The organism is Rudanella paleaurantiibacter, assembly GCF_009184635.1.
GTDB classification, from domain to species: Bacteria; Bacteroidota; Bacteroidia; order Cytophagales; family Spirosomataceae; genus Rudanella; species Rudanella paleaurantiibacter.
The window spans coordinates 194,098-220,152 of sequence record NZ_WELI01000007.1 but is presented as its reverse complement, the minus strand read 5'-3'; the positions used below and the strand labels follow the sequence as shown (position 1 = coordinate 220,152).

The window sequence follows — 26,055 nt, the reverse complement described above, 5'->3', positions numbered from 1 at the left end:
CGGGGCTAAACGAAAAATCGTAACCGGACTACAGGAATCAGAAATAGCGGCTTCACAGCCCCATCCGCTCCCTCAGTCTGGTTACGATTTTATAAACGCAGAAACGATTACTTGGTTATGTTGCTGCTCAGGCGGAGCAGTTCAATTTCGGCCGATTTGGCATTGAAAGAAGCGTCGATCAGGCGCGTCTGAGCCGTCAGGGCATTCCGCTGCACATCTCTGAACTCCACAAACGTAGAGTTACCAATCCGGTAGCGGTCGTAGGCAATATCTACGTTCTGAAGGGCAATCTGATAGTTCTGAACTTCCAGAGCAAGCTGAGCCAAACTATTGCGGTATTGTTGGTACGACTGCTCCAGGGCCGACATCAGTTGTAATTGCTGATTGGCGGTCTGATCGGCGGTGATTCGCTCGTTGATACGGGCATTGGCAAGCTGACGTTTCAGATTCCCACCGTTGTACAACGGCAGCACCATCCGAACACCCAACGAATACGTTTCGTTACGGCCCCGGCGCGTTCCGAATCCAGCCTGGTTATCGGTGGGTAAAAAACTATACCCGCCCAGCAAATCGACCTGCGGGTACTGCTGAGAACGAGCCAAACGCACATCGATAGCCGCCAAACGCTGGTTCAGCACGGCAGCTGCCAACTGTGGGTTTTGCAGTTTGAGCGACTCGCGCAGGTCGGGCAACGACAGATCAGAGCGGACCAGGATTGTATCGCGCACGGCAAACTCCGTATCTAATTCACGTACCAACAACGTGTTCAGCACCACTTTTGCATTGCGCAGGTTCAGTTGCTGCGTCATCAGGGCCGCACTGTCGGCGTTATAGTCGACCTGAGCGCTCAGAAAATCAACCTTCGAACGTGTCCCTACCTCATAGGTTGCCCGCGCCAGTTCGAGTCGTTCGCGGGAGATGTCCAACGCCTGCTGAAACGCAATCAGCCGCTGGAGCTGCCGCACCACATCATAGTACGCAGTGGTGGCATCGGCAATAGTCAGTTCAATATTGGCGCGGGTATTTACTTCAGCCACCCGTACCAGCTGCCCCAACCGGGCGAGGGTAGCCTCGCGACCGAACCCGTTAAAAAGCGTGTACGTAGCCGCTGGTCCAACGGTTGCATTTCGGTTTACAACACCATAAAGCCGCTGCGGAGGTACGTTGAAGTTGAAAAAATCCTGCCGGAGGTTTTGCACCAGGAGGTTATTCTGAAACGTAAAATTGACCGTCGGGTAAAAACCAGCAAACCCTTTCGTGTTGTTGTTCTGCGCAATCAGCTCCTGGGAGCGATTCACCCGAATTTGGTAATTATTGGCAACGGCCGTTGAGACCACCTCCGATAAAGAAAGTAAACTGCCTTTCTGCGGTAAATTGTCCAGTGTTACCGTGCGCTGTAAGGCACGTTGCACAGGCGAAGTGGGCGTGTCGGTTTGTGGTTGCGTAGTAGTTGTGGGGCGGGTGGGCTGCTGGGCAAGTACCTGGAACGAGAGAAAAAAACAAACCAGAAAAGAGCAGTATCTCATAAAAAGGGGGAATGCGCGTATAAAAGCCAAAATTAGTGTTTAGACAGGTTTACTCCTCTACTGCGTATAGATACCAATCGACAAACTGCCCTAATACACCGACGAAAGCAAGATTCACAAACCTAACGACTATAAGTCGCTCCGTTCTCGAAAAGTGCCGTATAATTGCGACCTACTTAATCAACATCATGCGCGTACGCTCTTCCGTATCTCTCGCATCGGCATTTGCCGGCCTTCTGCTGGTCGGCTGTCAGCAACGGCAATCAGCCGATTTACTGGTCACGAATGCCACCGTATACACCGCCGACTCGGCGTTTTCGACCGCCAACGCCTTTGTTGTCAAAGACGGCAAATTTCTGGCCGTTGGGTCTGCCGACGAACTAACCAAACAATATGACGCCGACAGCACCGCCGACCTGGGCGGCCAACCGGTGTACCCCGGCTTCTTCGACCCGCATTCGCACTTTATGGGCCTGGGTCAAATGCTCGATCAGGCCGACCTCGTCGGAGCCGAGTCATACACCGAAGTCGTGCAACGCCTGAAAGCATTTGGCCAGAAAAACCCGCAGGCCATGTGGATCATCGGCCGGGGCTGGGATCAGAACGACTGGCCCGCCACCGACTCACCCGTGCGGGGGTTCCCAACTAAAGCCCTGCTCGATGCCGCCTTTCCGAACATTCCGGTAGCTCTGACCCGGGTTGATGGGCACGCCCTGCTCGTCAACAGCAAGGCCCTTCGGCTAGCCCAGATCACGGGCGGCAGCAAACTCGCCGGGGGCGAAGTGGTGCTCGATGCCCAAGGGCAACCCACGGGGGTGTTGGTTGACAACGCCATGCAGATGGTTCGGCGGGTCATTCCGCAACCCGACGATCAGGATAAAGAACGAATGTTGCTGGCGGCCCAGAAAATGTGTTTCTCATACGGGCTTACGTCGGTATCAGATGCGGGCCTGAACCGCAACGATATTGAGCTGATTGAGCGATTGCAGAAAGAAGGCAAACTGAAGATCCGCGATTACGCCATGATCTCGCTCGGCCTGCCCAACATTGACTATTACCTCAAAAAAGGACCGTACCAAACCGACCGGCTCACCGTTCGGTCGTTTAAGCTCTATGCCGACGGAGCCCTCGGCTCACGGGGTGCCTGCCTGCGCAAGCCCTACAGCGACCGCCCCGAAACAACCGGTTTTCTGCTCCTCAGCCCCACTGAGCTGGAGCGGATTCTGACCCAACTCGCCGGGAGCGGATTTCAGGCCAATACCCACTGCATTGGCGACTCGGCCAATCATCTTATTCTGGACCTGTACGGTAAGCTCCTGAAAACCAAGAACGACCGTCGCTGGCGCATCGAGCACGCGCAGGTGGTTTCGCCCGACGATGTCTGGAAATTCAATCGGTACTCGGTGATTCCATCGGTGCAACCCACCCATGCCACCTCCGATATGTATTGGGCCGCCGAACGGCTCGGGTCTGTGCGGGTAAAAGGTGCCTACGCGTTTAAAGACCTGATGAAGCAGAACAATGTGATTGCGTTTGGCAGCGACTTCCCGGTCGAGGCTGTTAACCCCTTGTTTGGCTTCCACTCGGCCACTGCCCGGCAAGATGCCAAAAATTTCCCGGCAGGGGGCTACCAGCCCGAAAACGCTGTTGACCGGCAATCGGCTCTGCTCGCTATGACCCGCTGGGCGGCCTACGCTAACTTTGAAGACCATATGCGCGGCAGCATCGCCCCCGGCAAACAGGCCGACTTTGTGGTCCTCAACAAAGACATTATGAAAGCCCCCGCGCCCGAATTGCGCCAAACCAAAGTGCTACAGACCTGGGTGGGTGGTGAGCGCGTATTCTAAAAATTACCCCTAAATGGGCAGCGGGCGCGTCGGGAGCTAATTCCCAACGCGCCCGCTGCCCATTTAGGCTTCTGCTACTTTCTTTTTCGAGCCACCATTTCCTGACTGAACACGAGCGAAACCTCGCCCTGCTCCGACACCGGGTAATTCAGCCGAATAAACTGCGCGGCATTGGCTTTGGGCAGATAAACGAACCCCCGCACCGATTCGCCCGGCTCAATGTACGTTCGTTGCAGGGCCAGTTCGTTCCAGCGGTAAGCTTCAAAACCGTACTGCTGCATCCGGTCGGCAAATACCCCGTGGTCAATAACCCGTTTGGCTTGAATCAGTTGGTAGGCGTTGTTGTGGGCCACGCGGTTACGGAATCGACTCTCGACCGACTGTCGGCGCGTAGACGACGAAACATCACTGGCTACAGCGGCCACCAGCAACACCGTATTGATGATACGGGCCGTTTTCAGGCGTCGTTCTTCGCGGGCTACTTTGGTCTTCACCCGCTCACTCTCGGCAGTTGGGTCGGCGGCTGTACGAGCCACTGCCAATGCCGGGTTGTGCGACTCGCGGAGGGTATCTTCGTTTGCGGTAAGGGCCACGTACCGAAAGCGAGTCGGGTCAATACGCATCGGTCGGCTCGATCGGTTTTTGATTTCAATATCCATCGCCAGGTATTCCATGTCTTCGCGCTCAAACGAAGCTACTACCACCAGGCTATCCGCTTCGGCTTTCGTTACCATACGCCCCTCAACATGCGCTACATCGCCCGTAACGGGCGTAAGTTGCAGATATTTGCCCGACGCACACCCACTCAGACTCAGCGCACTGCCTACCCCCAGAGCCGTATATAGTACCCAGGCTTTTCGTTTCATGACCGTATTTGTTGTGGCTATTGTTTCGTTGGTATTGGTTGTACTAACCAAAGCTAAAGAGGGCGACCCAGATAGTCAATCGGAATTGGATAGATGGTCTGAAAAACCGACCGAAGTGCGTTGACGGCTCTACCCTACTTCTACCAGCTTGCCTATAATCCGTATCTTTGTCCAATGAATACGACACTAAATCAACCCGTTATACCCACTGCCACCCTACCCGTAATGGAAGCCTTTTACACCCTACAGGGCGAAGGGGCACACAGCGGCCGGGCGGCTTACTTCATCCGGCTGGGGGGCTGCGACGTGGGTTGCCACTGGTGCGATGTGAAGGAGTCGTGGGATGTAAACGCTCACCCGCACCTGTCTATTGATCAGATTGTGACCGAAGCGGCTGCTCATCCCGGCCGCATGGCCGTTGTGACGGGGGGCGAACCCCTCATGCATGACCTTACCCACCTTACGCAGGCCTTGCAGGCAGCCGGGTTCAAAACAAACATCGAAACATCGGGCGTATGCGAGGCCGTAACCGGTAGCTGGGACTGGATTTGCTTCTCACCAAAGAAGTTTAAAAAGCCCAACCCTGCCATTTACGAGCAGGCCCACGAATTAAAAGTAATTATTTATAACCGGTCGGATTTTGCCTTTGCAGAGTCATTTGTGCCCTATCTGCGCCCCGATTGTCGGCTGTTTCTGCAAACCGAATGGAGTCGAACAAAAGAAATGCTGCCGCTCATCGTTGAGTACGTAAAAAGTAATCCGCAATGGCAGGTATCGTTGCAAACCCACAAGTACATGGATATTCCATGAAGCAGTGGGCCGTAGTCAGTAAGCAGTGGGCAGAAAAAACCAGACAGTATAAATTCTGGCTCCTCTTTTTTGCCTACTGCCTGCTGCCTACTGCCTACTCTTTCTCTCAGGATTCCCGCACCAAACAGCTCTACGAGCAATCGATGAAGCTCTTTGGCGAACGTAAAGCCACTGAAGCCATCGCGTTTATGCAGGAAGCCATAAAACGGGAGCCTACCTTTGCCGATGCTCACCTGAAACTCGGGCAGCTGTACGAGTTTACCAAACGGGTAGAGCCCGCCCTGCTGGCCTACCGCGAAGCGGTGCGGCTTCAGCCCGATGCCCCCACAACGGCACCGGCCTACCAATCGTTAAGTAATCTGCTGCTCCGGCTCGGCCGCTACACCGAAGCGATCCCCTATTTAGAAAAATACGTAACCTTGTTTGCCCCGCAGTCGGCACAGGCATTGCGCGTAGAGCGGCTGCTGGCCACCGCCCGCTTCGGGCAGGAAGCTACCCAACGCCCACAGGCCGTAACGCCCCGCCCACTCTCGTCGGCATTGCAAACTACCCCCTCGCAATATTTTCCTGTACTTACTGCCGACGAGCAAACCCTGGTGTTTACGGTTTTGAAGCCTGAGGGCGACGAAGACCTGTTTACCACCACCTTCAACGGTGAAACCTGGCAGCCTCCCGTTTCGCTATCACCCAATATAAACACGGTCGATAACGAAGGTACGCCCAGCCTTTCGGCCGATGGACGCACCCTGGTGTTTGCCGCCTGCCAGGGCCGTAAAGGAATGGGTAGCTGCGACCTGTACATTACCCGACGCACCGGCAATGAATGGTCTGAACCCCAGAACCTCGGCCCCACGGTAAACAGCCGCTATTACGAATCGCAACCCGCCCTGTCGGCCGATGGTCGGCGGTTATATTTTGTGTCGGACCGGCCCGGTGGTCAGGGCAAACGCGATATCTGGCGTACCGATGCCGATGAACAAGGCAACTGGCTGGCCCCCGTCAATATGGGGACGCCCATCAATACCACCTTCAACGAGGCATCACCGTTTATTCATGCCAACGGCCAAACCCTGTTTTTTGCGTCGGAGGGGCACATCGGCATGGGGGGCTACGACCTTTTTGTGAGCGACAGTCTGGTCACAACGGCCCCGGTACGCTGGAACCAACCCACCAATCTGGGGTATCCGATCAATACGGCTGAGGATCAGGCATCGCTGTTTGTGTCGGCCAACGGTGCACGGGCTTATTATTCATTCGAGGAACAGAAAGAGGGCATTTCGCAACGGTCACGGATTTACGTATTCGATATGCCTGAGTCGCTACGCGAGCGGGTAAAGCCGGTTAGTTACCTCAAAGGGATAATAGCCAACGGCAAAAGCCAGAAACCCGTTGCGGCCACCGTTGAACTAATCGACCTGGCCACCAAACAGACCATCTCGCGAGTTAAGTCCGATGCACAAACCGGGCAGTACGCCATTGTGCTCCCCACCGAAGGCGAGTACGCCCTGTACGTGAGTAGCCCCGGCTACCTGTTCAAAAGTCTTTCGTTCGATTTTAGCCAGAAAACCAAAGAAACGAGCAGTGGTGTAGCCCTTCCGGTAGCCCTCGAACCGATTGGCCCTACGAGCAAAGAGACGCTCAACAACCTGTTTTTCGAATCGGGGCGGTACGACCTCGCCGATAAGTCACGGACTGAATTAAATCGGTTAGCCGATTTTCTGAAGTTGAACCCCTCGGTAACTATCGAAGTGTCGGGGCATACCGATGATCAGGGCGATGCTGCGGCCAACCTAACGTTGTCGAAAAAACGGGCTCAGACCGTGGTCACCTACCTGACCGAAGCCGGTATCGAACCCACCCGGATCAAATCGGCTGGATTTGGTAAAACCCGCCCTTTGGTGCCCAATACCAGCGACGAAAATCGGCGTCAGAACCGGCGTATCGAGTGGCGTATCCTGTAGCATATTTTCGGTATACACCTACGATCAGCGACTCTCTGCAATGGAGGGTAACTTGCCCATAATGAGGCTAAAATAAGGTTAAGACATTGGTTTGGTCTACTAATCTGCTTGGTTTCACGAGGAATTTTTTTGAACTTTGCCAATGTTGTCGTTACGAACGGTAGCTTGTGACATCTATTGCCTTGTACTAAAAGCGGCTGTTCTGATTGATTCTGACAACATTCTTTTCTGAGTGACGATGACTCCCGAACACGTAAAGTGCCTTATTATTGGCTCCGGACCCGCCGGATATACAGCAGCTATTTATGCCGCACGGGCCAACATGCAACCTGTTTTGTACCAGGGTGCCCAACCCGGTGGCCAATTGACCATCACCACTGAAGTCGACAATTTTCCGGGTTATCCGCAGGGCGTTAATGGCCCGCAGATGATGCAGGACCTTGAAGCGCAGGCTCGCCGGTTTGGCTCTGACGTACGCTACGGTGTGGTAACCTCCGTTGAGTTTGAGGCCAATCCGGGCCCCGGACGTCCGCACCGGGCTATTGTCGACGAGAAACACGAAATCACAGCCGACAGTATCATTATTTCAACCGGAGCCTCAGCCAAATGGCTCGGCCTCCCCTCCGAAATGCGCCTGAACGGTCGGGGTGTCTCGGCCTGTGCTGTCTGCGACGGGTTTTTCTTCCGTAATCAGGACGTAGCCATTGTAGGCGCGGGCGACACCGCTGCCGAAGAAGCCAGCTACCTCTCTAACATCTGCCGGAAAGTGTATATGCTGGTTCGGCGCGATCAGATGCGGGCCTCACGGTTTATGCAGCAGCGGGTTCTGTCAAAAGACAATATCGAAGTGCTCTGGAATACCGAGACCCTCGAAGTACTCGGCGATGAGGAAGTAAACGGCATTCTGATTCAGGATACCGTAACGGGCGAGCAGCGCACCCTCGACGTGACGGGCTTTTTTGTGGCTATCGGTCACAAACCCAATACTGATATTTTCAAAGACTACCTCGACATGGACAGCAATGGCTACATTCTGACCGAGAAAGGCAGCACACGGACCAACATTCCCGGCGTATTTGCCTGCGGGGATGCCCAGGACAACGTGTACCGGCAAGCCATTACGGCGGCTGGCACCGGTTGTATGGCAGCTCTCGACGCCGAGCGTTATCTGGTAACGCTCGAAATGCAGGAGCACATGGTCGCTTAGTTTACGGATTTTACATTTCAGGCCGGATAGGTTCGCTTATCCGGCCTGAAATCGGGTATATCACAGTACTTAACTTAACTCTGGTGGTTGATCTTGATCGCCCGCCTGCCGAACGACACTTCATGAACAACGCCCGATGAGCAGCTGGCCTCCCCTACCGAAGCCAACTGCCCATCCTGGTTCATTTTTTCGTTCTGGTACACGGCTTACAGACCAACTGCCTACTGGAATGAACCGATGATAAAAAACCGGATTACCTGGCTGATTGCCTTTGGATGCCTCACCCTAAGCTCCCTGAATGCACAGGCGCAGGAGCGGGGTTTGTTCAAAAACTCACGCATCAAGCCCAAAACCACCTACAATCCCAATTTCCCGGCGACTGAAGAGAAAAAGCAAGCCGATGTATTTGAGCAGGAAACAACCAGCCTGCGTTTCAACAACCAATTTGAGCCAAAAAAAGAAGTGAACCCGGTTGTGGCTGAAGATACCAGCATGATCGATCAGGGCGAAACGAGCGTAGTTGAAGTGATTGACTCTGTTCAGGTGGGCGACGAGTGGGTGAAAATTGCGGATTACTACGCCGTTTGGGACTCCCGTCATATTGACCCTTACAATATTAACCCGCTTGATTTCGACGAGGTAATCGATATTAAGCTCTACGACCCACCGGCCAACCGGTTCTGGTCGGCCCCGCTCCAACAGGGTAAACTCACCTCAAACTTCGGCTATCGCTGGGGGCGTTGGCATACCGGTGCCGATCTCGACTGCGAAACCGGTGACCCTGTTTACGCAGCTTTCGATGGTATTGTGCGGATAGTTGGCTGGGATGGAAACGGGTACGGGCGGTATGTGCTGATTCGGCACTACAACGGCCTCGAAACACTCTACGGCCACATGTCGAAGCAACTGGTTGAATCGGGCCAGTTGGTGAAAGCGGGAGATCAAATCGGGCTTGGTGGCAACACAGGCCGGAGTTATGGTGCTCACCTCCATTACGAAACCCGCTACGAGGGTAACCCCTTCAGCCCGCTCAATATTTACGCTTTTCCTGAAAACGTGGTTACCTCGGACCATTTTCTGCTCACGAGCAAGGTGTGGGACTACCTACGCGGAGGTCGCAACGCCAGTTCGGGCTCTGATTTGAGTTTTAAGCCCAAGTTTAAGCGGACAGTACTCCACCGGGTACGCTCCGGCGAAACACTCTCGTCAATTGCCGGTCGGTACGGAATGTCGGCGTCTACACTGGCCCGGAAAAATCACATGTCGCAGCGTACCAAGATTCGGCCTGGTCAAAAGCTACGGGTGAATTAAATTCCAGTAGGCAGTCTAACGTACTGCCCACTGCCGCTGCTCACTAATCTTCTGAACGAACCATAAAGAGCCGCCTGAGCCAACTTTTTTGCTCGGCGGCTTCTTCATTTTTATCCACTTCGGTTAGCTCCTGCCGGGCCAGTTGGCGTAGGTCAGGCTGCCCCGCGTCTACCCAACAGGTGTACCAGAAATCACCGACCATTTTCACCGACGCGCGCATCTGTCGCTCTACCTGCCCTTTCAGGCGCTCGTGGTACTGCGCCGAAAACACTTCGGAATAAACCTTCGTCGTTACTCCATTGCGGTCCTCAAATCCAAACTTACGGGTATCACCTACTTCGGCCGTGAGCTCCTGCTCGGTACGCAATACAGAATCAAGAGCAGCGTGAGCCCGGAAAACGGCCCGCCAGGCTGCTTTCTGGGGCGACTCAACGTAGTCGGCAGGCCCTACAACAAAATCGAACTGATGGCTGAACAACTCCGGTAAACGCGATTCCCAAAAACCATGAATCCCCTGCTGATTGGTCAGCTGCCCATTGTAGTTCCGGGTAGTATGTAAAGGCACGTTAGCATCAGCAATATAATGCCCTAAATCGGCGGCCAATCGGAGGATCTGACGAACATTACGCGTTCGGAAAGCCTCGGTCAATTGGTATTTGGCCAACTGAATGTGCCAGGGCACTATGCCATGAGCAGCCAGTGTATCCTCTCCGTATCGGTTAACTGCATCCTTGTAGTAGCGAGGTAGGGTTGCGCTTGTGGTATCGGGGTAATCGTCGAGGTCAATAAAATGCCGGGGAGCCTCGCCCACTACGGCCACCCGCCGACGGTCCGGATTCACTGCATTATCGGTCAGGTAATCAATATGACGTTTGAAAAAAGGCATCATCTCGGCGGGCAGCGTGAAAACCGCTAACCGATTGATCTGCCGATGCGAGTGGAAACCCCAATTTGGCTTATTCATTGCAGCACCGGCTTGTGTTTCTGCCACAAAAAAAAGTGGGCTGAACGCATACAACCAGAGCAAAAATAGATACCTTTGAACGAATATAGTACTTTGCAAAGAAAATATTAAACTTTTAAAGCAAGGAGCTATTTTAACAGAACAATATTTTGCTGAAACGCAAAAGAACATAACAATGAATCGCAAATCAAAAGGTTACCTGCTAATTGTCGCTGTATTCTGTGCCTTCGGGCTTTTCATCTACGGAGCTTACTCTCCTGCAAGAAAAGCATTAAAACAGCAAATTTTTTGCGTGAAGTTCAAAAACAGCACTGAGAAAGAAGCTGTTGAGCGCCATATGCATGCATTTGCTGCGTTGAAGCGTGAAACCAAAGCCATCGTAAATTACAGTGCAGGACGGACCATTGAGCCCGCAGGCCGGTCAAATTCGTATGACGTAGTCCACTATCTGACGTTTCAGAGCGAAGAGGACATGAAAAATTTTCAACAGAGCGCTCCCTTCAAAACGTTTAAAGCTGAGAACGAAGCCGCCTGGGAAAATATCCTGGTCATCAACGCCGATATTCAGCAGTAACCCAATCGATGGCCACCATTAGGTAGATCGCGCTGAACCGGGCCGACACCGTTTTAAATGTTGGTCATTAAGGGCATACAGGGCATTTTGTACAGCGAAGTGGTACTTCGCTGAGCCGCAAGGCTAAATTCGGCTTAATAGCCCGACCGGGGTGGCGCACCACCGGGCTGGCGTACCAGCACCACCCAATGGTACATTTTGTCCGACCAGGTTGGTTCTGAGTGCATACAGGGCAACTTCTTAAATTTCAGTACAAAGTGTTGATGTTCTGAGAAAGAAGCCGTACTTTTGCAACTCTTTTGCGAAACAAGAAATTCGTTTACATACAAAATGGCAAATCACAAATCTGCGAAGAAAGCCATCCGGTCGAGTGCCAAGAAGCGTTTACTGAACCGTTACCAGCACAAAACAACCCGGAATTTGGTCAAGTCTCTCCGTGAGACACACGATCACGCAATGGCTGTTGAACTGTACAAGAAAGTAGCATCTGCGCTCGACAAACTGGCGAAGCGCAATGTTATTCACAAGAATAAAGCCTCAAACAACAAGTCGAAACTGGCTCGTTTTGTAAACAAGCTAGCTCAGGCAGCTGCCTAATTGTTGTTGTGATTTGCTGATCCCGATCAGCCATTACCTACCAACGATTTATGAAAACCTTACACGTACCCGTGTGAGGTTTTTTTTTGCCCTACCGTCATGAACTACGATAATCCCCGCAAAATTCTCAGCTGGGCCGAGGAAGACCGCCCCCGTGAGAAACTGATGCTCAAAGGCCGGGCTGCTCTCTCCGACGCCGAGTTGATCGCCATTCTGATCGGGTCGGGAACTACCGACCTCACGGCCGTTGATGTTTCCAAAATCATCTTACAAAGCGTAGGTAACAACCTCAACGAGCTGGCGAAGCTGAGCGTAAAAGACTTGTCGAAGTTCAGGGGGATTGGCGAGGCCAAGGGCATTAGCATTGTAGCCGCCCTTGAACTGGGTCGGCGTCGGCGCGAACAAGACCGGCCCCAACGCACTCGTATCACCTGCTCACGGGATGCCTACGAGGAAATCAGGCCGCATCTGCTCGACAAACCACACGAAGAATTCTGGATTTTATTACTCAACCGGGCCAATGAGGTACTGCGTCCTGTTCAGATCAGCGCCGGGGGCGTTTCGGGTACGGTTGCTGATCCAAAGCTGATTTTCAAACAGGCCGTCGAAAACTTGGCCAGTTCGATCATTTTGGTGCACAACCACCCTTCAGGAAACCTAACCCCCTCGCAGGCCGATAAAGACCTCACCCGCAAACTACGGGAAGGTGGTAAACTCCTGGATATTCCGGTCCTCGACCATCTGATCTTTACCGATCGGGCGTACCTCAGCTTCGCCGACGAAGGGTTGTTGTAACAGAGCAAAACGCAGAAAGGGAGAAGGCAGACGGTTTTATCCGTTTCCCTTCTCCCTTTCTGCTTTACCCTTTAAGGCTTATTTATTCCAGGCTAAGGCATTAATGTTCTGCCCCACCTTACGGCCTTCGCGCAAGCCAGTGTCATTGTCCTGACGGGTATGAATACCACCCAGGAAGCGAGAGTACGACGACTCTTCGGCCGTTTCCCAGAACGACTTAAAAGAACGGGCTTTAAAATCGGCGTTCCGCTTGGTGTCCCGGACACGGTTCACATGCGAATCATCGGTAAAGGAGAAATTGCTGCCAAACACTTCAGACAGTACAATGGCCGCAGCGCCCGACTGAGTGGCATGTCCTGACATAAAGCCGGGGAAAGGCGGAGTAGACAGCAACGGCATCCAGTTTGGATCAATAAAGTACCGTACGTAGCTCTGCGGACGAATATTGTTGTAGGTAAACTTGCACTTCCAGCAACAGATAAACGCATCATTAACCGCAATTCCTACCCGCGCCAGCGCTTCGGCTGATTTCGCTAAATCTACCTTGGCTGTTCGGATAGCAATCCGGGCCAGGTTATACGAGTGCCCTGGGGGCGTGAATGTATCGCTCGGATCATCGGCCCACCAAACAGCAATCTCTTTTTCCTCCTGCGTTAATGACTTCCCTTTGGTGTACACTTCCAGATTCTGGGCAAAAAACGATGAAGTAATCTGGGTTGAATACGGAATGATAGACGGTACTGGCAACGCTGCATTGCGGGCCAACATGGTACGAACCTGCCCCCAATACGGTTGTAGGGGAACTTTACGGGCGTCGGTGGGCTCCCAAAAACCAGCTCCTGTCAGTACTTTGTAGTCGGCCGGGAAATTGCGCGTGTACCCTTCGTGTCCGCCGTCTGTTTTCGACCACTCAAAAATGGCCTGCCCAATACTTTTCCCGTACGCTATCGAACGTTCATTCACAGCCACGTCACCCGATTTGTACTGATTGAGCAACGCCGTTTCGACCGAGTCAATTTTGGCTTTGTAAGCGTCGTTTGTATTGGCAAACAGGCCTTTCAAAACAACAGCCTGCGCAGCATTGGCCGACAGAGCCCAGTTATATGCCTTATTCGCTTCTGCTGCAGGCAAGGTAGTAAGGCCTTGCAACTGCCCTACCAACGACCGCTTCGTCGGGATACCGGCAACTACGGATTCATACATAGTTACCCCGGCATAGCCAATGGCCCGGGCGGCCACAGGGGGCGAAAAACCAGGGCTATTCCTGACGAGCCGGAGGGTCATATCCGACCAGCTCAGAGCCACGGTATTGTCGATCTGATCGGCTGTATTACCGTTAGGCTGTGGGGTTACGTTGTTTTCTTCCGTTTGCTGTCGGCACGATTCCAGAAACAGGACGGCAACGAACAGGAAAAGAAAAGACGATCTGTTCCGGAATTTAGCGACGACCCCAGCCTTTGGCGCCGATACTATGGTTTGTAGATTTTTTTCCATGCGCACACATGCAACCGAGTTTGGTTACACAAATTTAGCCTCACCCAATTTAAAGCAAAAGTGATGCCAGTTAAGAGAACCTGTACCTATGATGGCGGAGGGCCTAATAGGTGTCATCTCCAAAGCTGATTCTTGTCGTATCTTTGACTACCGATTGACTCTGCTTTTATCACCATGCGCATCCCCGACGATACCATCGAACGAATCAAACAAGCCGCCGACATTGTAGAAGTTGTCGGCGATTTTGTCTCGCTCAAAAAACGGGGTAGTAATTATATTGCCTGTTGCCCGTTTCACAACGAAAAAACGCCGTCGTTCAACGTCAATCCGGCCCGGCAGATCTACAAGTGCTTTGGTTGTGGCAAAGCCGGTGATCCCGTGCGGTTTGTGATGGACATCGAGAACATCGGTTACGGGGAAGCACTACGTTTTCTAGCCAAAAAATATGGCATTGAAATTGAGGAACAGGCCCCCACGCCCGAAGACCTGCTCAAGCAAAACGAACGCGAGAGCCTGTTCATCGTACTAAACTTTGCCAAGACGTACTTTGCCGAGCTGCTCACTAATCACGATGAAGGCCAAAGTATCGGCCTGAGCTACTTCCGCGAACGGGGGTTTACCACACCCACTATTCAGGCTTTTGAACTCGGCTACAGCCTCAACAGCTGGGACGGACTGTTGCAGGAAGCTGAACGACGTGGTTATAGTCGCGACCTGCTCGAAAAGGCGGGTCTGATTCTGAACAAAACCGATGACGGTGGGTCTAAACGCGACCGGGTTTTCGACCGGTTTCGGGGGCGGGTCATGTTCCCGATCCACAACGTCTCGGGGCGGGTTATCGCGTTTGGGGCCCGGATTCTGGTCAATGACAAGAACCAGCCCAAGTACCTTAACTCACCTGAAACCGAGGTCTACCATAAAAGTGCCGTTCTGTACGGTATATATCAGGCTAAACAAACGATTCGGCAGGAAGACGTTTGTTACCTAACGGAGGGCTATACGGATGTAATTTCCCTGCACCAGGCTGGCATCAAAAACGTAGTGGCTTCGTCGGGCACGTCGCTCACGATCGAGCAGATTCGGCTCATCGGGCGATTCACCCAAAACGTAACCATCCTGTACGATGGCGACGCGGCCGGTATCAAGGCCGCCCTGCGCGGGCTCGATATGGTACTCGAAGAGGGCCTCAATGTGAGCATTGTTACGTTCCCGGATGGTGAAGACCCCGACAGCTACGTCCGGCGTGTGGGGGCCGAAGCGTTCAAAGCCTATATCAAAAGCCATACGAGCGACTTTATCCGGTTCAAAACCGATGTGTTGCTACGCGACGCGGGCGACAATCCGTTTAAGCGGGCCGAGGTCATCGGCGAGGTGGTCAGCAGCATTATTCGGATTCCCGACGCCCTGCAACGGCAGGTTTTCTTCCGCACAACGGCCGCTCAATTGCGGGTTGATGAGCAAACCCTCATCAGCGAAGGAAACCGCCTGATGCGCAAACAGCAGGAGCAACAAAGCCGCGATCAGCAACGGCAGCGCGACCGCGATCAGAACCGCCCCCAAAACGGCCCGGTCAACCGGGGTTCAGCTCCCGATGCATCGCTCGCCGACATCAACGCCCTGCTCTCGGAGGCTGGCATCGACGGCCCACCCGACGACTTTTTTCTGGACGACATCCCGGCGGGCATTGCCCCTCCTGCACCCACGCCCGAGGCCCGCACAGCCCCCAAACCGGAGCGCTCGGGCCTGTCGTTTCAGGAGGAAGAGTGCATCCGGCTCCTGGTTAATTACGGCACGCGCGAACTGGAACCGGGCATTACGCTGTGCCAGTACGTGCTGTCGGAGCTGGATGGTATTGATTTTCAGACGTCTCCCTACAATCTCATGCTTACCCTGTTTCGGGAGGCTTACCTGCACGGTGATATTCTGACCGCCGACGATTTTTTGCGGAAACCCGAACAGATTGAAACCCACCGGGAGGCCATCAATCTGACTACACCCCGCCACGAAATCAGCGATGGCTGGCTCAAACACGAGATTATTGTCCCATCTGAAGAAGATGTGTCTATTCTGGCCGATGCCGCTTACGGCAACATTTTGCGGATTAAGAAAATGCTGGCCGAACAAAAGATGCTCGAAATTCGGCGGGGTATCGTCGAAACAACCGACCCCGACGAAAGCGACCGCCTGATGGCCGAATACATGCACTACAAACGGGTCGACGTGGAAATTGCCAAGTTGCTGGGGACGGTGATCAGCGGGTAATGCCAAAACCCTTTGCAACTTCTGGCAATACTGTTTTAGGCAACCAACTATTTAAAGTAGGGTATGCTGTTTCTCATCGGCAAGAGAATATTTTCAGACATCAGTTACATAAGAGAGGTTAGTATCGACCTATTACAAAGTTGAAACGATAAGTACTCAACCGCAACTCTTCATGAAACCAAGCCGTGTTACACCTAAAGCTTTTGTAGTACTTTTATTGAGTATACTCTCCACAGCTTGCTCAGACCGTTTACAGGCCGTTCGCCAGATTGATGGCTTATGGCGTATCGAAAGTATTGAGTATGGGAATCAGATAGCTAAAGCCGATTCAATAATCATACCTACCAACCTGACGTTGTCGTTCGAAAAATGCGGCAGTGGCAACAACCGGCGAGTAAACACCTGTCCGTTGTACTACAACCAAGAAGAGTTCAGGTATCGGATCACCGCGGATGATGGTACCGTGGACACAGGACTAGAAATAGACCTTAAAGCTACTCCAGACGGATCCCCACGGTACTCCGACGTAAGCCGACAATTATTCGGCAACTACACCATCAGGACGCTTTCGGAGGAGATACTGATTATTCAAAACGACAAAGTTGATCTTCAGAATCAGCTGCCCTACAAATGGCGACGGATCACCGCCAAACGACTAGAGTAGGACACCAGCTTTCTTTTCATTGAATCTGTTTGTTTTACCTGACCTCCCAGGTTAGGGTAAAGCTACAGGATACATAAAACAAAAAGCGAGTGTGACTTTCACACTCGCTTTTTGTTGCCCAGACAAGGTACTTTATTACTCCTCTTCCGCGCTAATCTTAGCAATCTCCTTATCTAAGGTATATTTACCGGTTCCGGTTTCTTCAATCAAATCACAAAGCTCAAGCGCCCGACGAGCGTTACGCTCTTCTTCACGCTGCTCGTTCACAAACCACATCATGAAGCTTTCGGTCGCATAATCATCTACCTGCCGGCATTTACCCACAATCCGGTTGATGGCGTGTGTCACGGCTATTTCGCTTTGGAGAGCCGCTTCAAACACCGACCGGAAACTGGTAAAGTCGAGCGTCACTTCACCCACGGCCGGGGTAATAGCGCTGCCGCCCATCTCGTTGATGTAACGGAAAATTTTCAGGCTATGCGCGCGCTCCTCATCTGCCTGCCGGTATAAATAATTAGCTGAGTGTTCGTAACCGTTCTGCTCCAGCCACGAAGCCATAGCCTGGTATTTATGCGAAGCTTCAGCCTCCATTTTCACCTGTGCATTAAGGGCGATTTCAATTTCTTCTTTGAGCGATGTATGTAAACGAAGTAGATTCTTCATGACTGATAGGTTATAGCTGTTACTGCTGGAAAAACGAAGCGCAGGCCTCGAAAGTTTTTCAGCTTTCGGGTCTGCGCTAAATTTAGAAACAGTCTAATACAAGTTCTGTATCAGTCAGTTATTACTATTTCTCCGAGGGTCTCGTGCAGGAGTGAACTAAGTTCAAGGGCAAAGCGAGTTCCATTGAGCAGGTCGCGTAGCTGAATCAGCTCGCATAATGTCAGGCGGTATGCCGATTGCGCTTTGGGTGCTTCGAGAACTTGATAATCGGCCGCGTCCGACAAATCAAACAGCATGGCCCGGATATCAATGCCGTTTACTTTACGCCGAAACGTATTAAAGTCAGGTAGGCGTAGCCGGATACGAAACGGTTCAAAATCAATGACAATCGTGTTTGTGAGATCGCACTGCCAAGTTACTCCCCGTTCGTTTTTGTAAAGCTCCGTTTGATAGCTCTGAGCGTGCATAAGATTACCGATGCGCTTTGTTGGTGCAAAGATAATCGTAGTTGGCACCAATTTAAAATCTTTCTAAATAAATTTAAGGGTGTCTATTCACGAGCTTCAATGTCAGTGGTTGAGCAGTATATCATTTGTCAGGTCGCTACGATTGGCCATCTAAAAACCAAAAAAGGCAACCCGGATGGGTTGCCTTTTTTGGTTAGCCAGTGAGCCTGTTAACTCCCGGCTGTAATTTCAATCTCTTCGCCTGACTTAGTCAGGAACCGGAAATCCATAATCCCGAACGAGCTGTCTTTAACCAGTTTCACCCAGGTTTTGTACTTCATGTACCACTGCCACTGCCGCGAGAGAATCCCTTTGCTGAAGTACGCATGCAGGAACGGGTGCAGCACAATACTAATACCGCGCTCGTTTTGCTTGGTTAGGATATAATCAAGGTTATTCTCGATCACGTCGGTCACCAATACGCTCGCCTGAATGGTACCGGTACCGTTGCAGGTGGGGCACACCTCGCGGGTGGTCACATTCATTTCGGGCCGGACACGCTGCCGGGTAATCTGCATCAGACCAAACTTGGTCAAGGGCAAAATGGTGTATTTCGACCGGTCAGTGCGCATTTCGTCGCGCATCAGGTCATACACCAGCTTCTTATTTTCGGCGCGCTTCATGTCAATGAAGTCCACCACAATAATTCCGCCCATATCGCGCAACCGCAGTTGGCGGGCAATTTCTTTAGCGGCCTCACGGTTTACGCTCACGGCCGTTGCTTCCTGATCCTCTTCGGAGTTAGACTTATTACCGCTATTGACGTCAATCACGTGCAGCGCTTCGGTATGCTCAATGATAAGGTATCCCCCACCCGGCAAACTTACCGACCGCCCAAACAGCGACTTTAACTGCTTTTCTAACCCAAGGGCCTCGAAGACTTTGTTTTTTCCCGCATGAAGCTTGACAATGCGTTCTTTTTCGGGAGCAATCGTGTGAATAAAGTGCTTAATGTCGTCGAATGCTTCGCGGGTATCGACCGTAATGCTGTCGAACGATTCGTTCAGCATATCGCGAAGAATAGACGAAGCCCGGTTCATTTCGCCCAACACCCGATCACGGGGTTTGGCATCGCGGAGGGTCTTGATGGCAGTATCCCACTTTTCGAGGGAGGTTTGCAGATCTCGATCCAATTCTTCCACCTCACGCCCGGCCGCTACCGTCCGGACAATCACGCCGAAGTTTTGGGGCTTCAGCGACGACATCAACCGGAGCAACCGCGAACGTTCGGCCCGGTCGGTGATTTTTTTGGAAATATTAACTCCGTTGGCAAAAGGCACCAGTACCAAGTACCGGCCGGCAATCGAAATATCGCACGATAACCGCGGACCTTTTGTTGAAATAGGCTCTTTTACAACTTGCACCAAGATCGGCGCACCCTTTGTTAATACCTTATCGATTTTGCCGATTTTATCGATCTCCGGCTCCATTTTGAAACCATTGAGCCGGCCGGTATCAACCCGTTTGGCGATAGCATCCTTAGTAAATTTGAGGAACGAATTAATGTTCGGCCCTAAATCCTGATAATGCAGAAACCCATCCTTTTCGTGTCCTACATCCACAAACGCGGCATTCAGACCCGATGATAGCTTCTTTATTGTGCCTAAGTATAAATCGCCAACCGTAAAGCTGCTGTCGGACTCTTCGATGTGATATTCGAGCAACCTCTTGTCCTGCAAGAGGGCAATCCGATCACCTTTCTGAGTCGAACTGATAACTAATTCATTACTCACCAGATGAAGACACGGTTAGAGATGGCGATGGAAGTAAACAGTGAACAACTAACAGTGAACAGCGAGCAACCAACGGTAAGCAGATGAATCTGTTTACTGTTAGTTGCTCGTTGCTCACTGTTCACTGTAAATTACTTTTTCTTGTGCCGATTCTTCCGGAGACGCTTCTTCCGCTTGTGGGTAGCGATCTTATGGCGTTTTCTTTTTTTACCGCAAGGCATAGTAAAAACGTGTTTAATGGTTATTTGATTTGTCGGCCACCCACCCGGGCGCCCTATTTATGTTTTCAGTTTTAAGTTCACTGTTTTCAGTTAGGCCATGAAACTCGTTCACGTTCTTCTTCAACAACTACAAACCGTAAACTGCAAACTACAATGTTACTTCATCCGCTCTTCCAGCTCTTTTACAGCAGCCAGAATCTGCGGGTCTTTCTCCGTGGCTTTCACCTCGGCAAGAATTTTCTGCGCTTCTGCTTTCTCGCCTTTCTCAACCAGGCTAACGCCCAGATAGAAACGAGCCTTGCGGCTGTTCGGATTCACGGTCAGAATCTGCCGGAACCGCTCAATCGCCCGGTCGTACTGGTTTGAGCGCATCGAGAGCAGACCCAAATTAAACAAGGCAACCTCGTTGGTTGGGTCTTGCTGCAGTACTTCGCGCAACAGCATAATACCCTGCATTGGCGTTTGCGTACTCACGTACGTCATGGCCATGTTGGCTTTCGCCAGCAGCAGGTCAGGGTTTTTGTCAAGAGCTTTCTGATAGAAATCTCTCGTCTTTTGCCCCAGGTCGGCCGATTTTTTATCGTCAACGGCAAAGCCGTATGCTTCAAAGTATAAATCGCCCGCACGCAACAGGTTGGGCTCCGTCGGCTGTGCCGTAGCAAGCTGACCAGCGTAATACGCTGCACTATCAAAACGGCTTACCGAGCGGAAAAACTCGACGAGTGTTTCGGTAGGTTTGGCTTTATCTGTTGCCGAGGCATAAGCCGTTAGCAAAGCCGAACGCTTCTTTTCCTGTTCGGGCGATAACGGAGCGTTGTGCTCCATCGCCGATCCGGCTGCCGAAGCATTTTCGGCTTTGGCGGTAGTAGTTCGCCCACCGCCTTCTTGTGTACTCAACTGCTTATTGGTGTTTTGCACAACCCCTTTCGGCAGGCTATACAAGCCAACCGTGAGCAGCGAAGCAAGACCGACAACAAGCAGAATTGGTTTGTTCATAGGTGGAAATTGTCTGACGATGAATGTTCGTTTGGCAAAAAAACATCGCTATTCTGACGTTTCCATTAAAAACGTTTCATCCGGCGGATTAATTCGTCCGCCGGATGAAACGATGCGGTTGATTACTCAACCGTGGCGTTTTTCACGCTTGATTTTACCTGCTCAACAAAAATTTTAGCCGGCTTAAAGCTGGGGATAAAATGTTCATCGATTACCATGGCCGTATTTTTGGAAATATTCCGGGCGACCTTCTTAGCTCTCTTCTTATTGATGAAGCTGCCAAACCCTCTCACGTAAATCGGCTCCTCTTTGGCCAGCGACTCCTTCACCACCGTGAAAAAGGTCTCTAACGTGTGCGTTACTTCCGCCTTGTCGATCCCGGTTTTCTCGGAGATTTCTGCGATTACGTCTGCTTTCGTCACGACTTATTAAAACTTTAACGTTTACTGAGTTGTTGAAAATTCAGGTGTCAAAAATGGGAGTACAAAGGTAGAGCTTTCCGCCCAAAATCAAAAAGTCCTGCTCACTGTTTTTCCACCTAACGTCTTATTGCTCTTAATATTTTGCCTTCACAATCAGACTTTAATCAACCGGAAGAGTCCAATTTTGCCCCCGTTTTGGCCCATTGGTATGAGCACCACAAACGGGACCTTCCCTGGCGGCATACGCGTGATCCTTACCGCATCTGGCTGTCCGAAATCATCCTCCAACAGACCCGCGTTGCGCAGGGAATGCCGTACTACAAACGGTTCGTCGAAGCCTACCCAACCGTGGCTCACATGGCCGCGGCCGATGAGCGTGATGTCCTCCGACTTTGGCAAGGACTGGGGTACTATTCGCGGGCCCGCAACCTCCATCAGACCGCTAAACTGGTCGTTAACGAGCACGCAGGTCTATTTCCGGGCACATACCATAAACTTTTGACCCTCAAAGGTATTGGCACCTACACAGCAGCCGCTATTGCTTCCTTTGCTTTTGGTGAGCGGGTGGCTGTGGTCGACGGGAATGTGTACCGGGTACTGGCCCGTGTCTTTGGCATCGAAGATGACATCACTACCACGTCGGCAAAGAAGCGTTTTGCTGCGCTGGCATCCCGGCTGATAGCCCACGCCGACGACCCGGCCACCTTCAATCAGGCCATCATGGAATTTGGTGCTATTCAGTGTACACCTACATCGCCCGACTGCCTGTTGTGCCCCTTGCAACAGCCCTGTGTCGCCTACCAGACCGGCCGGCAGCAGGTGTTGCCCGTGAAAGCAAAAAAAGCCGCTGTTCGGGAGCGATTTTTCCATTATTTCGTTTTTCGAAACGGCAATCGTCTGGCTCTTCGTGAGCGAACAAACCGCGACATCTGGCAAAACCTATACGATTTTGCCCTGGTGGAAACCGACGAACCCAAAACGGGGTTTCGCCAACTGGAGTTGAGCGAAAAACTCCAAAAACTGGTGCTATACAGCACGCAAACTGCCGCACCGACCGAGGCCACGCAGTTGCTTTCACACCAACGAATTCGGGCCACATTCTATGAGTTTGTCGTCCCCGATCGCCTGACCGACGACTTATTCGATGGTTTAAGCTGGTTTTCGGTCGATCAGGTAGCGGCCTTACCGAAGCCACTTTTGATCGTAAATTATTTGAAAACTCACTTGGAAAAGTGAGCTTCGTTGAGTAACTTTAGTACGCTTAAACCCACAGTGGGTTTTACATTTAACCAGCAAAACCAAGCATGGCAAGTCTGAACAAAGTCACGTTGATTGGCAATTTAGGGGCAGATCCTGAAGTCCGCTACCTCGACGGTGGAGCCGTAGTTGCCCAGTTTAACGTGGCCACTACGGAAAAGTATACCAACCGTAATGGTGAGAAGGTTGAGCAAACCGAGTGGTTTCGGGTCGAGTTATGGAACGATCAGGCCAAGATCGCTGAGAAATATTTGAAAAAAGGAAACCCAGTTTACATCGAGGGCCGTCTGCGGACCGAAACCTGGGTAGATAAAGAAGGAAAAGAACGGTTCTCACTTCGGGTGCGGGCTAATACCATGCAATTGCTGGGCTCGCCCGGTGAGCGCGACCAAAACGACGGTGGATACGAAGCTCCGCGCCAGCAGCAGGCCGCTCCGGCTCCGCGTCAGCAACAAGCGGCACCGGCCCCGTCAGCGCCCGCTCCACAGCGGCAGGCCCGTCAGCCCGAACCGACTCCTTTTGATGGAAACAGTGGTGACGACGATTTGCCGTTCTAACCCTGTTATTGTCCTACTTAATTTGACCTGAATGGACCCTGGTGATCCACTTCCTCGACAGGTGCTCCCGACGGACGACGTCTGGAGCACCTATTTTACTTCATACGGCCCTGTAGCCGCCCTCATCCTTCTGTTAGTGACGCTGGCCTCGCTGGTGTCGGCAACAGAAGTTGCTTTTTTTACCCTCTCTGCTGATGACCGGTCTTCGTGCCGGGAAAGTGCCGCACCGGCCGACCGACGCATTGCCATGCTTCTTGACCGCCCGCGTCGATTGCTGGCCTCGCTCGTGATTTTCAACAACCTGCTGAACATTGCCATTGTAGTGATGGCGACGTATCTGACCTGGGAGCTATCCCAGCTGGCTCACGCGTCGGCGGTTGTTTTATCAGGGATCACGTTTGTACTTACCCTTGTCATTGTACTCTTTGGCGAGATTATTCCCAAAGTATTTGCCAGCGAAAATAGCCTGGCCGTAGCCCGCCGAACGACCCCGCTGGCCCGCATGGCACTGCTGGCGTTCCGGCCGCTTTCGTCAATGTTAGTCAACCTGAGTACGCAGATTGACAAACGACTCCCCAAGCAAGGCTACAAACTATCCGTCGAGGAATTGAATCAAGCTGTTGAAATGACCGGGTCCGAAACCACGGTTGAAGAGCGCGAGATTCTGAAAGGAATTGTCAATTTTAGCAATCTGACCGCACGGCAGGTGATGCGCTCGCGCATGGATATTACGGCCTTTGAAGACGACCTGACTTTCTCCGAACTCATGAGCCGGATCAATGCATCGGGCTATTCACGGGTGCCGGTGTTCAAAGAAACCATCGATCAGATTGATGGAATTCTGTACCTCAAAGATTTGCTGCCCCACCTGCACAGCGATGATTCCTTTGCGTGGCAAACGCTGCTACGTCCCGCTTTTTTTATCCCTGAGACAAAGAAAGTAGACGATCTGATGCAGGACTTTCAGCGTCGGCGGGTGCACATGGCCATTGTAGTTGACGAATACGGCGGCACACGTGGGCTGGTTACGCTTGAAGACATCATCGAAGAAATTTTCGGAGACATCAACGACGAGTTTGATGACGATACTCCGGCTGGTTTTCGGCGTATTGACGACCATACGGTTGTGGTAGAAGGAAAACTACCTCTAACGGATGTGTGTCGGGTTCTCGACGTAGATGCCACTACGTTTGATGACGTTCGGGGAGATAGCGAGTCGCTGGGTGGCTTATTGCTCGAACTGTTTAGTCGGTTACCTCAACCTGGCGAAGAGGTACAGTACGGACAGTTTCATTTTCATGTCTTATCGGCTGATAACAAGCGCATTAACGAGGTTCGCATTACCGAAATGCCTCTCTCTCTTTCGTAAACGTGCCTGAAATTTACCGTTCAGATAGCTTCGTACGGTATAAACTACGCTCTCAACGTTTACCCGCAAACAGGCTATACCCAAAGGCCCTTACCATCGTTATACTGTTTGCCAATCTGCCGGATATCGGCAATGGTGTAGGATACAATGCCTTGAGCGTGCAGTCGCCCGAGGCATTTTTTTTCGGCCCATGACAGGCGTCCGTCAACAAGTGCAGAAAAAATAATCAGCCGCTCAAGCCCGCTACGTGCTTCCGTCGACAAGGCAGGTACCCGGTCGAACCATTCACCAGAGGGGGTGTCCAGTTTGATTCCGAAACGGTCTTCGATAGTCTCAAACAGGAACAGGTGCGCGTAATTGTATTGTCGACGTTGCACCCCGATACACCGGAGAGCTTCTGGAATGAGTTGACAGAATGCTTCATCGCTCCCCAATTCTTCGTGAAGCTCGTCAACGAAACTACGGATAGTCAACGGGGCCATCACCCGAATCTGTGCCTCGCGCAAAATTTGAAACGAAGCAAAGGCATTCCAGAAGGCAAAAACAGGCATTCCAATCAGGTCGGTCAACTGCCGGAAGGCAAACCGCCCGAGAAACCGGAACATCAGCGTGCGCAACAACAGGTCACTGGCAAACGCTTTGGCGGTATTGAACCAGAAAAACGACGTGAGCCCCCAGCCGGGTCGGCCAAAGTGCGGATCGGAACCCAACGAAAAGATACCACCGTACTTCCAGCTCAAGGCTACACTGGCAATAGCTTTCAAGTGCCGATCGTACTGCGCATCATGAGCACGGGGAAACTGGCAAATGGCCATAATTGTCCGAATAGCGTTGAGATTGACGTACATGAGCGCGTACACTTCTACGTATACGAGCAGGACGCCGTACAGAATCGAGATGACCGGCACATCGTATCCCTCGCCCAGAATGGTAAATGTGAACTCCTGAAAAAAAGCGGGCCAGAAATACTGAGGCAGGTATAACAGCAAAACCGCCAGGGCACCCAACGCAGCCGCCAGCGCGATAGTACGACGGCGTACCCGCCGGATAACCCACGCTTCAACCTCATTCAGGACGTACGGCTCGTCGGTCGGGTGCGACGCATCGAGTACCCGGCGGAGATAACGCAGGGAAAGATGGTCGAGTGAGCCGGACGAATCGTTCGGGGGTTGATTAGACATAGAAAGTGATCGTGGTGGTACTAAACTACCAACTACTGACAAGGCCGAGTTGTTACGCCAATACCACTTGGTTCTATCGACTAATTGATATTAGTTCTGTTCTGGCGGGTTAGAACGGCCGTTTCAGCCAAAATTCTTACATTTGCCTACTTCACAACAAACGATTCATTGTTTCGGGTAACGTACTTAGTGCGGCTCCGGTTGTCGGCAACTCTCTGATACTGACAACAGCCCGCTTTGCGGTTATCGGGAAACCATGAGCAAACAACTTA

The 26,055-nt window shown here is 52.0% G+C and carries 24 protein-coding genes; 13 read left to right on the top strand and 11 right to left on the bottom strand.

Annotation, left to right across the window (positions count from 1 at the left end; all coding sequences use genetic code 11):
• Positions 1-107: 107 nt before the first annotated feature.
• On the bottom strand, positions 108-1,526 hold the full coding sequence (locus F5984_RS18270; RefSeq protein WP_152125657.1) for a TolC family protein: 1,419 nt from the start codon (positions 1,524-1,526) through the stop codon (positions 108-110).
• Positions 1,527-1,714: 188 nt separating this feature from the next.
• Between F5984_RS18270 and F5984_RS18265 the strand changes: the two genes are divergently transcribed.
• Positions 1,715-3,373 (top strand): amidohydrolase, encoded by a 1,659-nt coding sequence (locus F5984_RS18265; RefSeq protein ID WP_152125656.1) that lies wholly within the window; start codon positions 1,715-1,717, stop codon positions 3,371-3,373.
• Positions 3,374-3,447: 74 nt separating this feature from the next.
• On the opposite strand, the gene F5984_RS18260 is transcribed toward F5984_RS18265, so the two are convergent.
• Positions 3,448-4,239: a hypothetical protein gene (locus F5984_RS18260; RefSeq protein ID WP_152125655.1), complete on the bottom strand. Its 792-nt coding sequence runs from the start codon at positions 4,237-4,239 to the stop codon at positions 3,448-3,450.
• A gap of 225 nt (positions 4,240-4,464) precedes the next feature.
• Between F5984_RS18260 and F5984_RS18255 the strand changes: the two genes are divergently transcribed.
• The 3 genes from F5984_RS18255 (at position 4,465) to trxB (ending at position 8,217) form a co-directional block, all read left to right on the top strand.
• The gene (locus tag F5984_RS18255; RefSeq protein ID WP_152125693.1) at positions 4,465-5,049 is read left to right on the top strand and encodes a 7-carboxy-7-deazaguanine synthase QueE; all 585 of its coding nucleotides are present in this window, start codon (positions 4,465-4,467) and stop codon (positions 5,047-5,049) included.
• Entirely contained in the window at positions 5,046-7,010 is a 1,965-nt protein-coding gene (locus F5984_RS18250) for an OmpA family protein (protein WP_246169131.1), read from the top strand. Before F5984_RS18255 ends, F5984_RS18250 begins: the two co-directional genes overlap by 4 nt.
• Before the next feature lie 238 nt (positions 7,011-7,248).
• Entirely contained in the window at positions 7,249-8,217 is a 969-nt protein-coding gene (gene trxB / locus F5984_RS18245; RefSeq protein WP_152125653.1) for a thioredoxin-disulfide reductase, read from the top strand.
• A 74-nt stretch (positions 8,218-8,291) separates the two neighbouring features.
• Here trxB and F5984_RS26935 read toward each other — a convergent pair whose 3' ends face one another.
• Positions 8,292-8,420 (bottom strand): hypothetical protein, encoded by a 129-nt coding sequence (locus tag F5984_RS26935; RefSeq protein ID WP_262884513.1) that lies wholly within the window; start codon positions 8,418-8,420, stop codon positions 8,292-8,294.
• A gap of 34 nt (positions 8,421-8,454) precedes the next feature.
• Here F5984_RS26935 and F5984_RS18240 point away from each other — a divergent pair, with 34 nt between their 5' ends.
• Positions 8,455-9,528, top strand: coding sequence for a M23 family metallopeptidase (locus F5984_RS18240; RefSeq protein WP_152125652.1), 1,074 nt, complete (start codon positions 8,455-8,457; stop codon positions 9,526-9,528).
• 43 nt (positions 9,529-9,571) lie between these two features.
• Here F5984_RS18240 and F5984_RS18235 read toward each other — a convergent pair whose 3' ends face one another.
• On the bottom strand, positions 9,572-10,492 hold the full coding sequence (locus tag F5984_RS18235) for a zinc dependent phospholipase C family protein (protein ID WP_246169130.1): 921 nt from the start codon (positions 10,490-10,492) through the stop codon (positions 9,572-9,574).
• 175 nt (positions 10,493-10,667) lie between these two features.
• On the opposite strand from F5984_RS18235, the gene F5984_RS18230 reads away from it, so the two are divergent.
• From F5984_RS18230 to radC, 3 genes are all read left to right on the top strand, one after another.
• Positions 10,668-11,066: a Dabb family protein gene (locus F5984_RS18230; protein WP_152125651.1), complete on the top strand. Its 399-nt coding sequence runs from the start codon at positions 10,668-10,670 to the stop codon at positions 11,064-11,066.
• Positions 11,067-11,396: 330 nt separating this feature from the next.
• The gene (gene rpsT, locus F5984_RS18225) at positions 11,397-11,663 is read left to right on the top strand and encodes a 30S ribosomal protein S20 (RefSeq protein ID WP_019989902.1); all 267 of its coding nucleotides are present in this window, start codon (positions 11,397-11,399) and stop codon (positions 11,661-11,663) included.
• Positions 11,664-11,762: 99 nt separating this feature from the next.
• Positions 11,763-12,458, top strand: a complete 696-nt coding sequence (gene radC, locus F5984_RS18220; protein ID WP_152125650.1) for a RadC family protein — start codon at positions 11,763-11,765, stop codon at positions 12,456-12,458.
• Between the two features lie 78 nt (positions 12,459-12,536).
• Here the strand turns inward: radC and F5984_RS18215 are convergent, their stop codons facing one another.
• Positions 12,537-13,952: a vanadium-dependent haloperoxidase gene (locus F5984_RS18215; RefSeq protein WP_246169128.1), complete on the bottom strand. Its 1,416-nt coding sequence runs from the start codon at positions 13,950-13,952 to the stop codon at positions 12,537-12,539.
• A gap of 174 nt (positions 13,953-14,126) precedes the next feature.
• Here F5984_RS18215 and dnaG point away from each other — a divergent pair, with 174 nt between their 5' ends.
• Positions 14,127-16,214, top strand: a complete 2,088-nt coding sequence (dnaG, locus tag F5984_RS18210) for a DNA primase (RefSeq protein WP_152125649.1) — start codon at positions 14,127-14,129, stop codon at positions 16,212-16,214.
• 172 nt (positions 16,215-16,386) lie between these two features.
• A complete protein-coding gene (locus tag F5984_RS18205; protein WP_152125648.1) occupies positions 16,387-16,878 on the top strand; it encodes a hypothetical protein in 492 nt (163 codons plus the stop codon).
• A 135-nt stretch (positions 16,879-17,013) separates the two neighbouring features.
• Here F5984_RS18205 and F5984_RS18200 read toward each other — a convergent pair whose 3' ends face one another.
• The 5 genes from F5984_RS18200 to F5984_RS18180 form a co-directional block, all read right to left on the bottom strand.
• A complete protein-coding gene (locus F5984_RS18200) occupies positions 17,014-17,541 on the bottom strand; it encodes a ferritin (RefSeq protein ID WP_152125647.1) in 528 nt (175 codons plus the stop codon).
• Between the two features lie 110 nt (positions 17,542-17,651).
• Positions 17,652-18,008, bottom strand: coding sequence for a hypothetical protein (locus F5984_RS18195; RefSeq protein ID WP_152125646.1), 357 nt, complete (start codon positions 18,006-18,008; stop codon positions 17,652-17,654).
• 209 nt (positions 18,009-18,217) lie between these two features.
• On the bottom strand, positions 18,218-19,780 hold the full coding sequence (locus tag F5984_RS18190) for an Rne/Rng family ribonuclease (protein ID WP_185155554.1): 1,563 nt from the start codon (positions 19,778-19,780) through the stop codon (positions 18,218-18,220).
• 377 nt (positions 19,781-20,157) lie between these two features.
• Entirely contained in the window at positions 20,158-20,997 is an 840-nt protein-coding gene (locus F5984_RS18185) for a tetratricopeptide repeat protein (RefSeq protein ID WP_152125645.1), read from the bottom strand.
• 122 nt (positions 20,998-21,119) lie between these two features.
• Positions 21,120-21,419 carry an HU family DNA-binding protein gene (locus tag F5984_RS18180; protein WP_019989896.1) on the bottom strand — a complete coding sequence of 100 codons (300 nt, stop codon included), beginning with the start codon at positions 21,417-21,419 and terminating at the stop codon, positions 21,120-21,122.
• A 141-nt stretch (positions 21,420-21,560) separates the two neighbouring features.
• Between F5984_RS18180 and mutY the strand changes: the two genes are divergently transcribed.
• From mutY to gldE, 3 genes are all read left to right on the top strand, one after another.
• A complete protein-coding gene (mutY, locus tag F5984_RS18175) occupies positions 21,561-22,655 on the top strand; it encodes an A/G-specific adenine glycosylase (RefSeq protein WP_246169126.1) in 1,095 nt (364 codons plus the stop codon).
• 68 nt (positions 22,656-22,723) lie between these two features.
• Positions 22,724-23,233, top strand: a complete 510-nt coding sequence (locus F5984_RS18170; protein WP_152125643.1) for a single-stranded DNA-binding protein — start codon at positions 22,724-22,726, stop codon at positions 23,231-23,233.
• A 31-nt stretch (positions 23,234-23,264) separates the two neighbouring features.
• Entirely contained in the window at positions 23,265-24,602 is a 1,338-nt protein-coding gene (gldE, locus tag F5984_RS18165) for a gliding motility-associated protein GldE (RefSeq protein ID WP_152125642.1), read from the top strand.
• 74 nt (positions 24,603-24,676) lie between these two features.
• Here gldE and F5984_RS18160 read toward each other — a convergent pair whose 3' ends face one another.
• Entirely contained in the window at positions 24,677-25,783 is a 1,107-nt protein-coding gene (locus F5984_RS18160; protein ID WP_152125641.1) for an LBF_2804 family protein, read from the bottom strand.
• Positions 25,784-26,055: the final 272 nt, after the last annotated feature.

Bases quoted from the DNA above. Each gene is read 5' to 3' on its own strand.
- F5984_RS18270 (WP_152125657.1), bottom strand. From the start codon at position 1,526: ATGAGATACTGCTCTTTTCTGGTTTGTTTTTTTCTCTCGTTCCAGGTA.
- F5984_RS18265 (WP_152125656.1), top strand. From the start codon at position 1,715: ATGCGCGTACGCTCTTCCGTATCTCTCGCATCGGCATTTGCCGGCCTT.
- F5984_RS18260 (WP_152125655.1), bottom strand. From the start codon at position 4,239: ATGAAACGAAAAGCCTGGGTACTATATACGGCTCTGGGGGTAGGCAGT.
- F5984_RS18255 (WP_152125693.1), top strand. From the start codon at position 4,465: ATGGAAGCCTTTTACACCCTACAGGGCGAAGGGGCACACAGCGGCCGG.
- F5984_RS18250 (WP_246169131.1), top strand. From the start codon at position 5,046: ATGAAGCAGTGGGCCGTAGTCAGTAAGCAGTGGGCAGAAAAAACCAGA.
- trxB (WP_152125653.1), top strand. From the start codon at position 7,249: ATGACTCCCGAACACGTAAAGTGCCTTATTATTGGCTCCGGACCCGCC.
- F5984_RS18240 (WP_152125652.1), top strand. From the start codon at position 8,455: ATGATAAAAAACCGGATTACCTGGCTGATTGCCTTTGGATGCCTCACC.
- F5984_RS18235 (WP_246169130.1), bottom strand. From the start codon at position 10,492: ATGAATAAGCCAAATTGGGGTTTCCACTCGCATCGGCAGATCAATCGG.
- F5984_RS18230 (WP_152125651.1), top strand. From the start codon at position 10,668: ATGAATCGCAAATCAAAAGGTTACCTGCTAATTGTCGCTGTATTCTGT.
- rpsT (WP_019989902.1), top strand. From the start codon at position 11,397: ATGGCAAATCACAAATCTGCGAAGAAAGCCATCCGGTCGAGTGCCAAG.
- radC (WP_152125650.1), top strand. From the start codon at position 11,763: ATGAACTACGATAATCCCCGCAAAATTCTCAGCTGGGCCGAGGAAGAC.
- F5984_RS18215 (WP_246169128.1), bottom strand. From the start codon at position 13,952: ATGGAAAAAAATCTACAAACCATAGTATCGGCGCCAAAGGCTGGGGTC.
- dnaG (WP_152125649.1), top strand. From the start codon at position 14,127: ATGCGCATCCCCGACGATACCATCGAACGAATCAAACAAGCCGCCGAC.
- F5984_RS18205 (WP_152125648.1), top strand. From the start codon at position 16,387: ATGAAACCAAGCCGTGTTACACCTAAAGCTTTTGTAGTACTTTTATTG.
- F5984_RS18200 (WP_152125647.1), bottom strand. From the start codon at position 17,541: ATGAAGAATCTACTTCGTTTACATACATCGCTCAAAGAAGAAATTGAA.
- F5984_RS18195 (WP_152125646.1), bottom strand. From the start codon at position 18,008: ATGCACGCTCAGAGCTATCAAACGGAGCTTTACAAAAACGAACGGGGA.
- F5984_RS18185 (WP_152125645.1), bottom strand. From the start codon at position 20,997: ATGAACAAACCAATTCTGCTTGTTGTCGGTCTTGCTTCGCTGCTCACG.
- F5984_RS18170 (WP_152125643.1), top strand. From the start codon at position 22,724: ATGGCAAGTCTGAACAAAGTCACGTTGATTGGCAATTTAGGGGCAGAT.
- gldE (WP_152125642.1), top strand. From the start codon at position 23,265: ATGGACCCTGGTGATCCACTTCCTCGACAGGTGCTCCCGACGGACGAC.
- F5984_RS18160 (WP_152125641.1), bottom strand. From the start codon at position 25,783: ATGTCTAATCAACCCCCGAACGATTCGTCCGGCTCACTCGACCATCTT.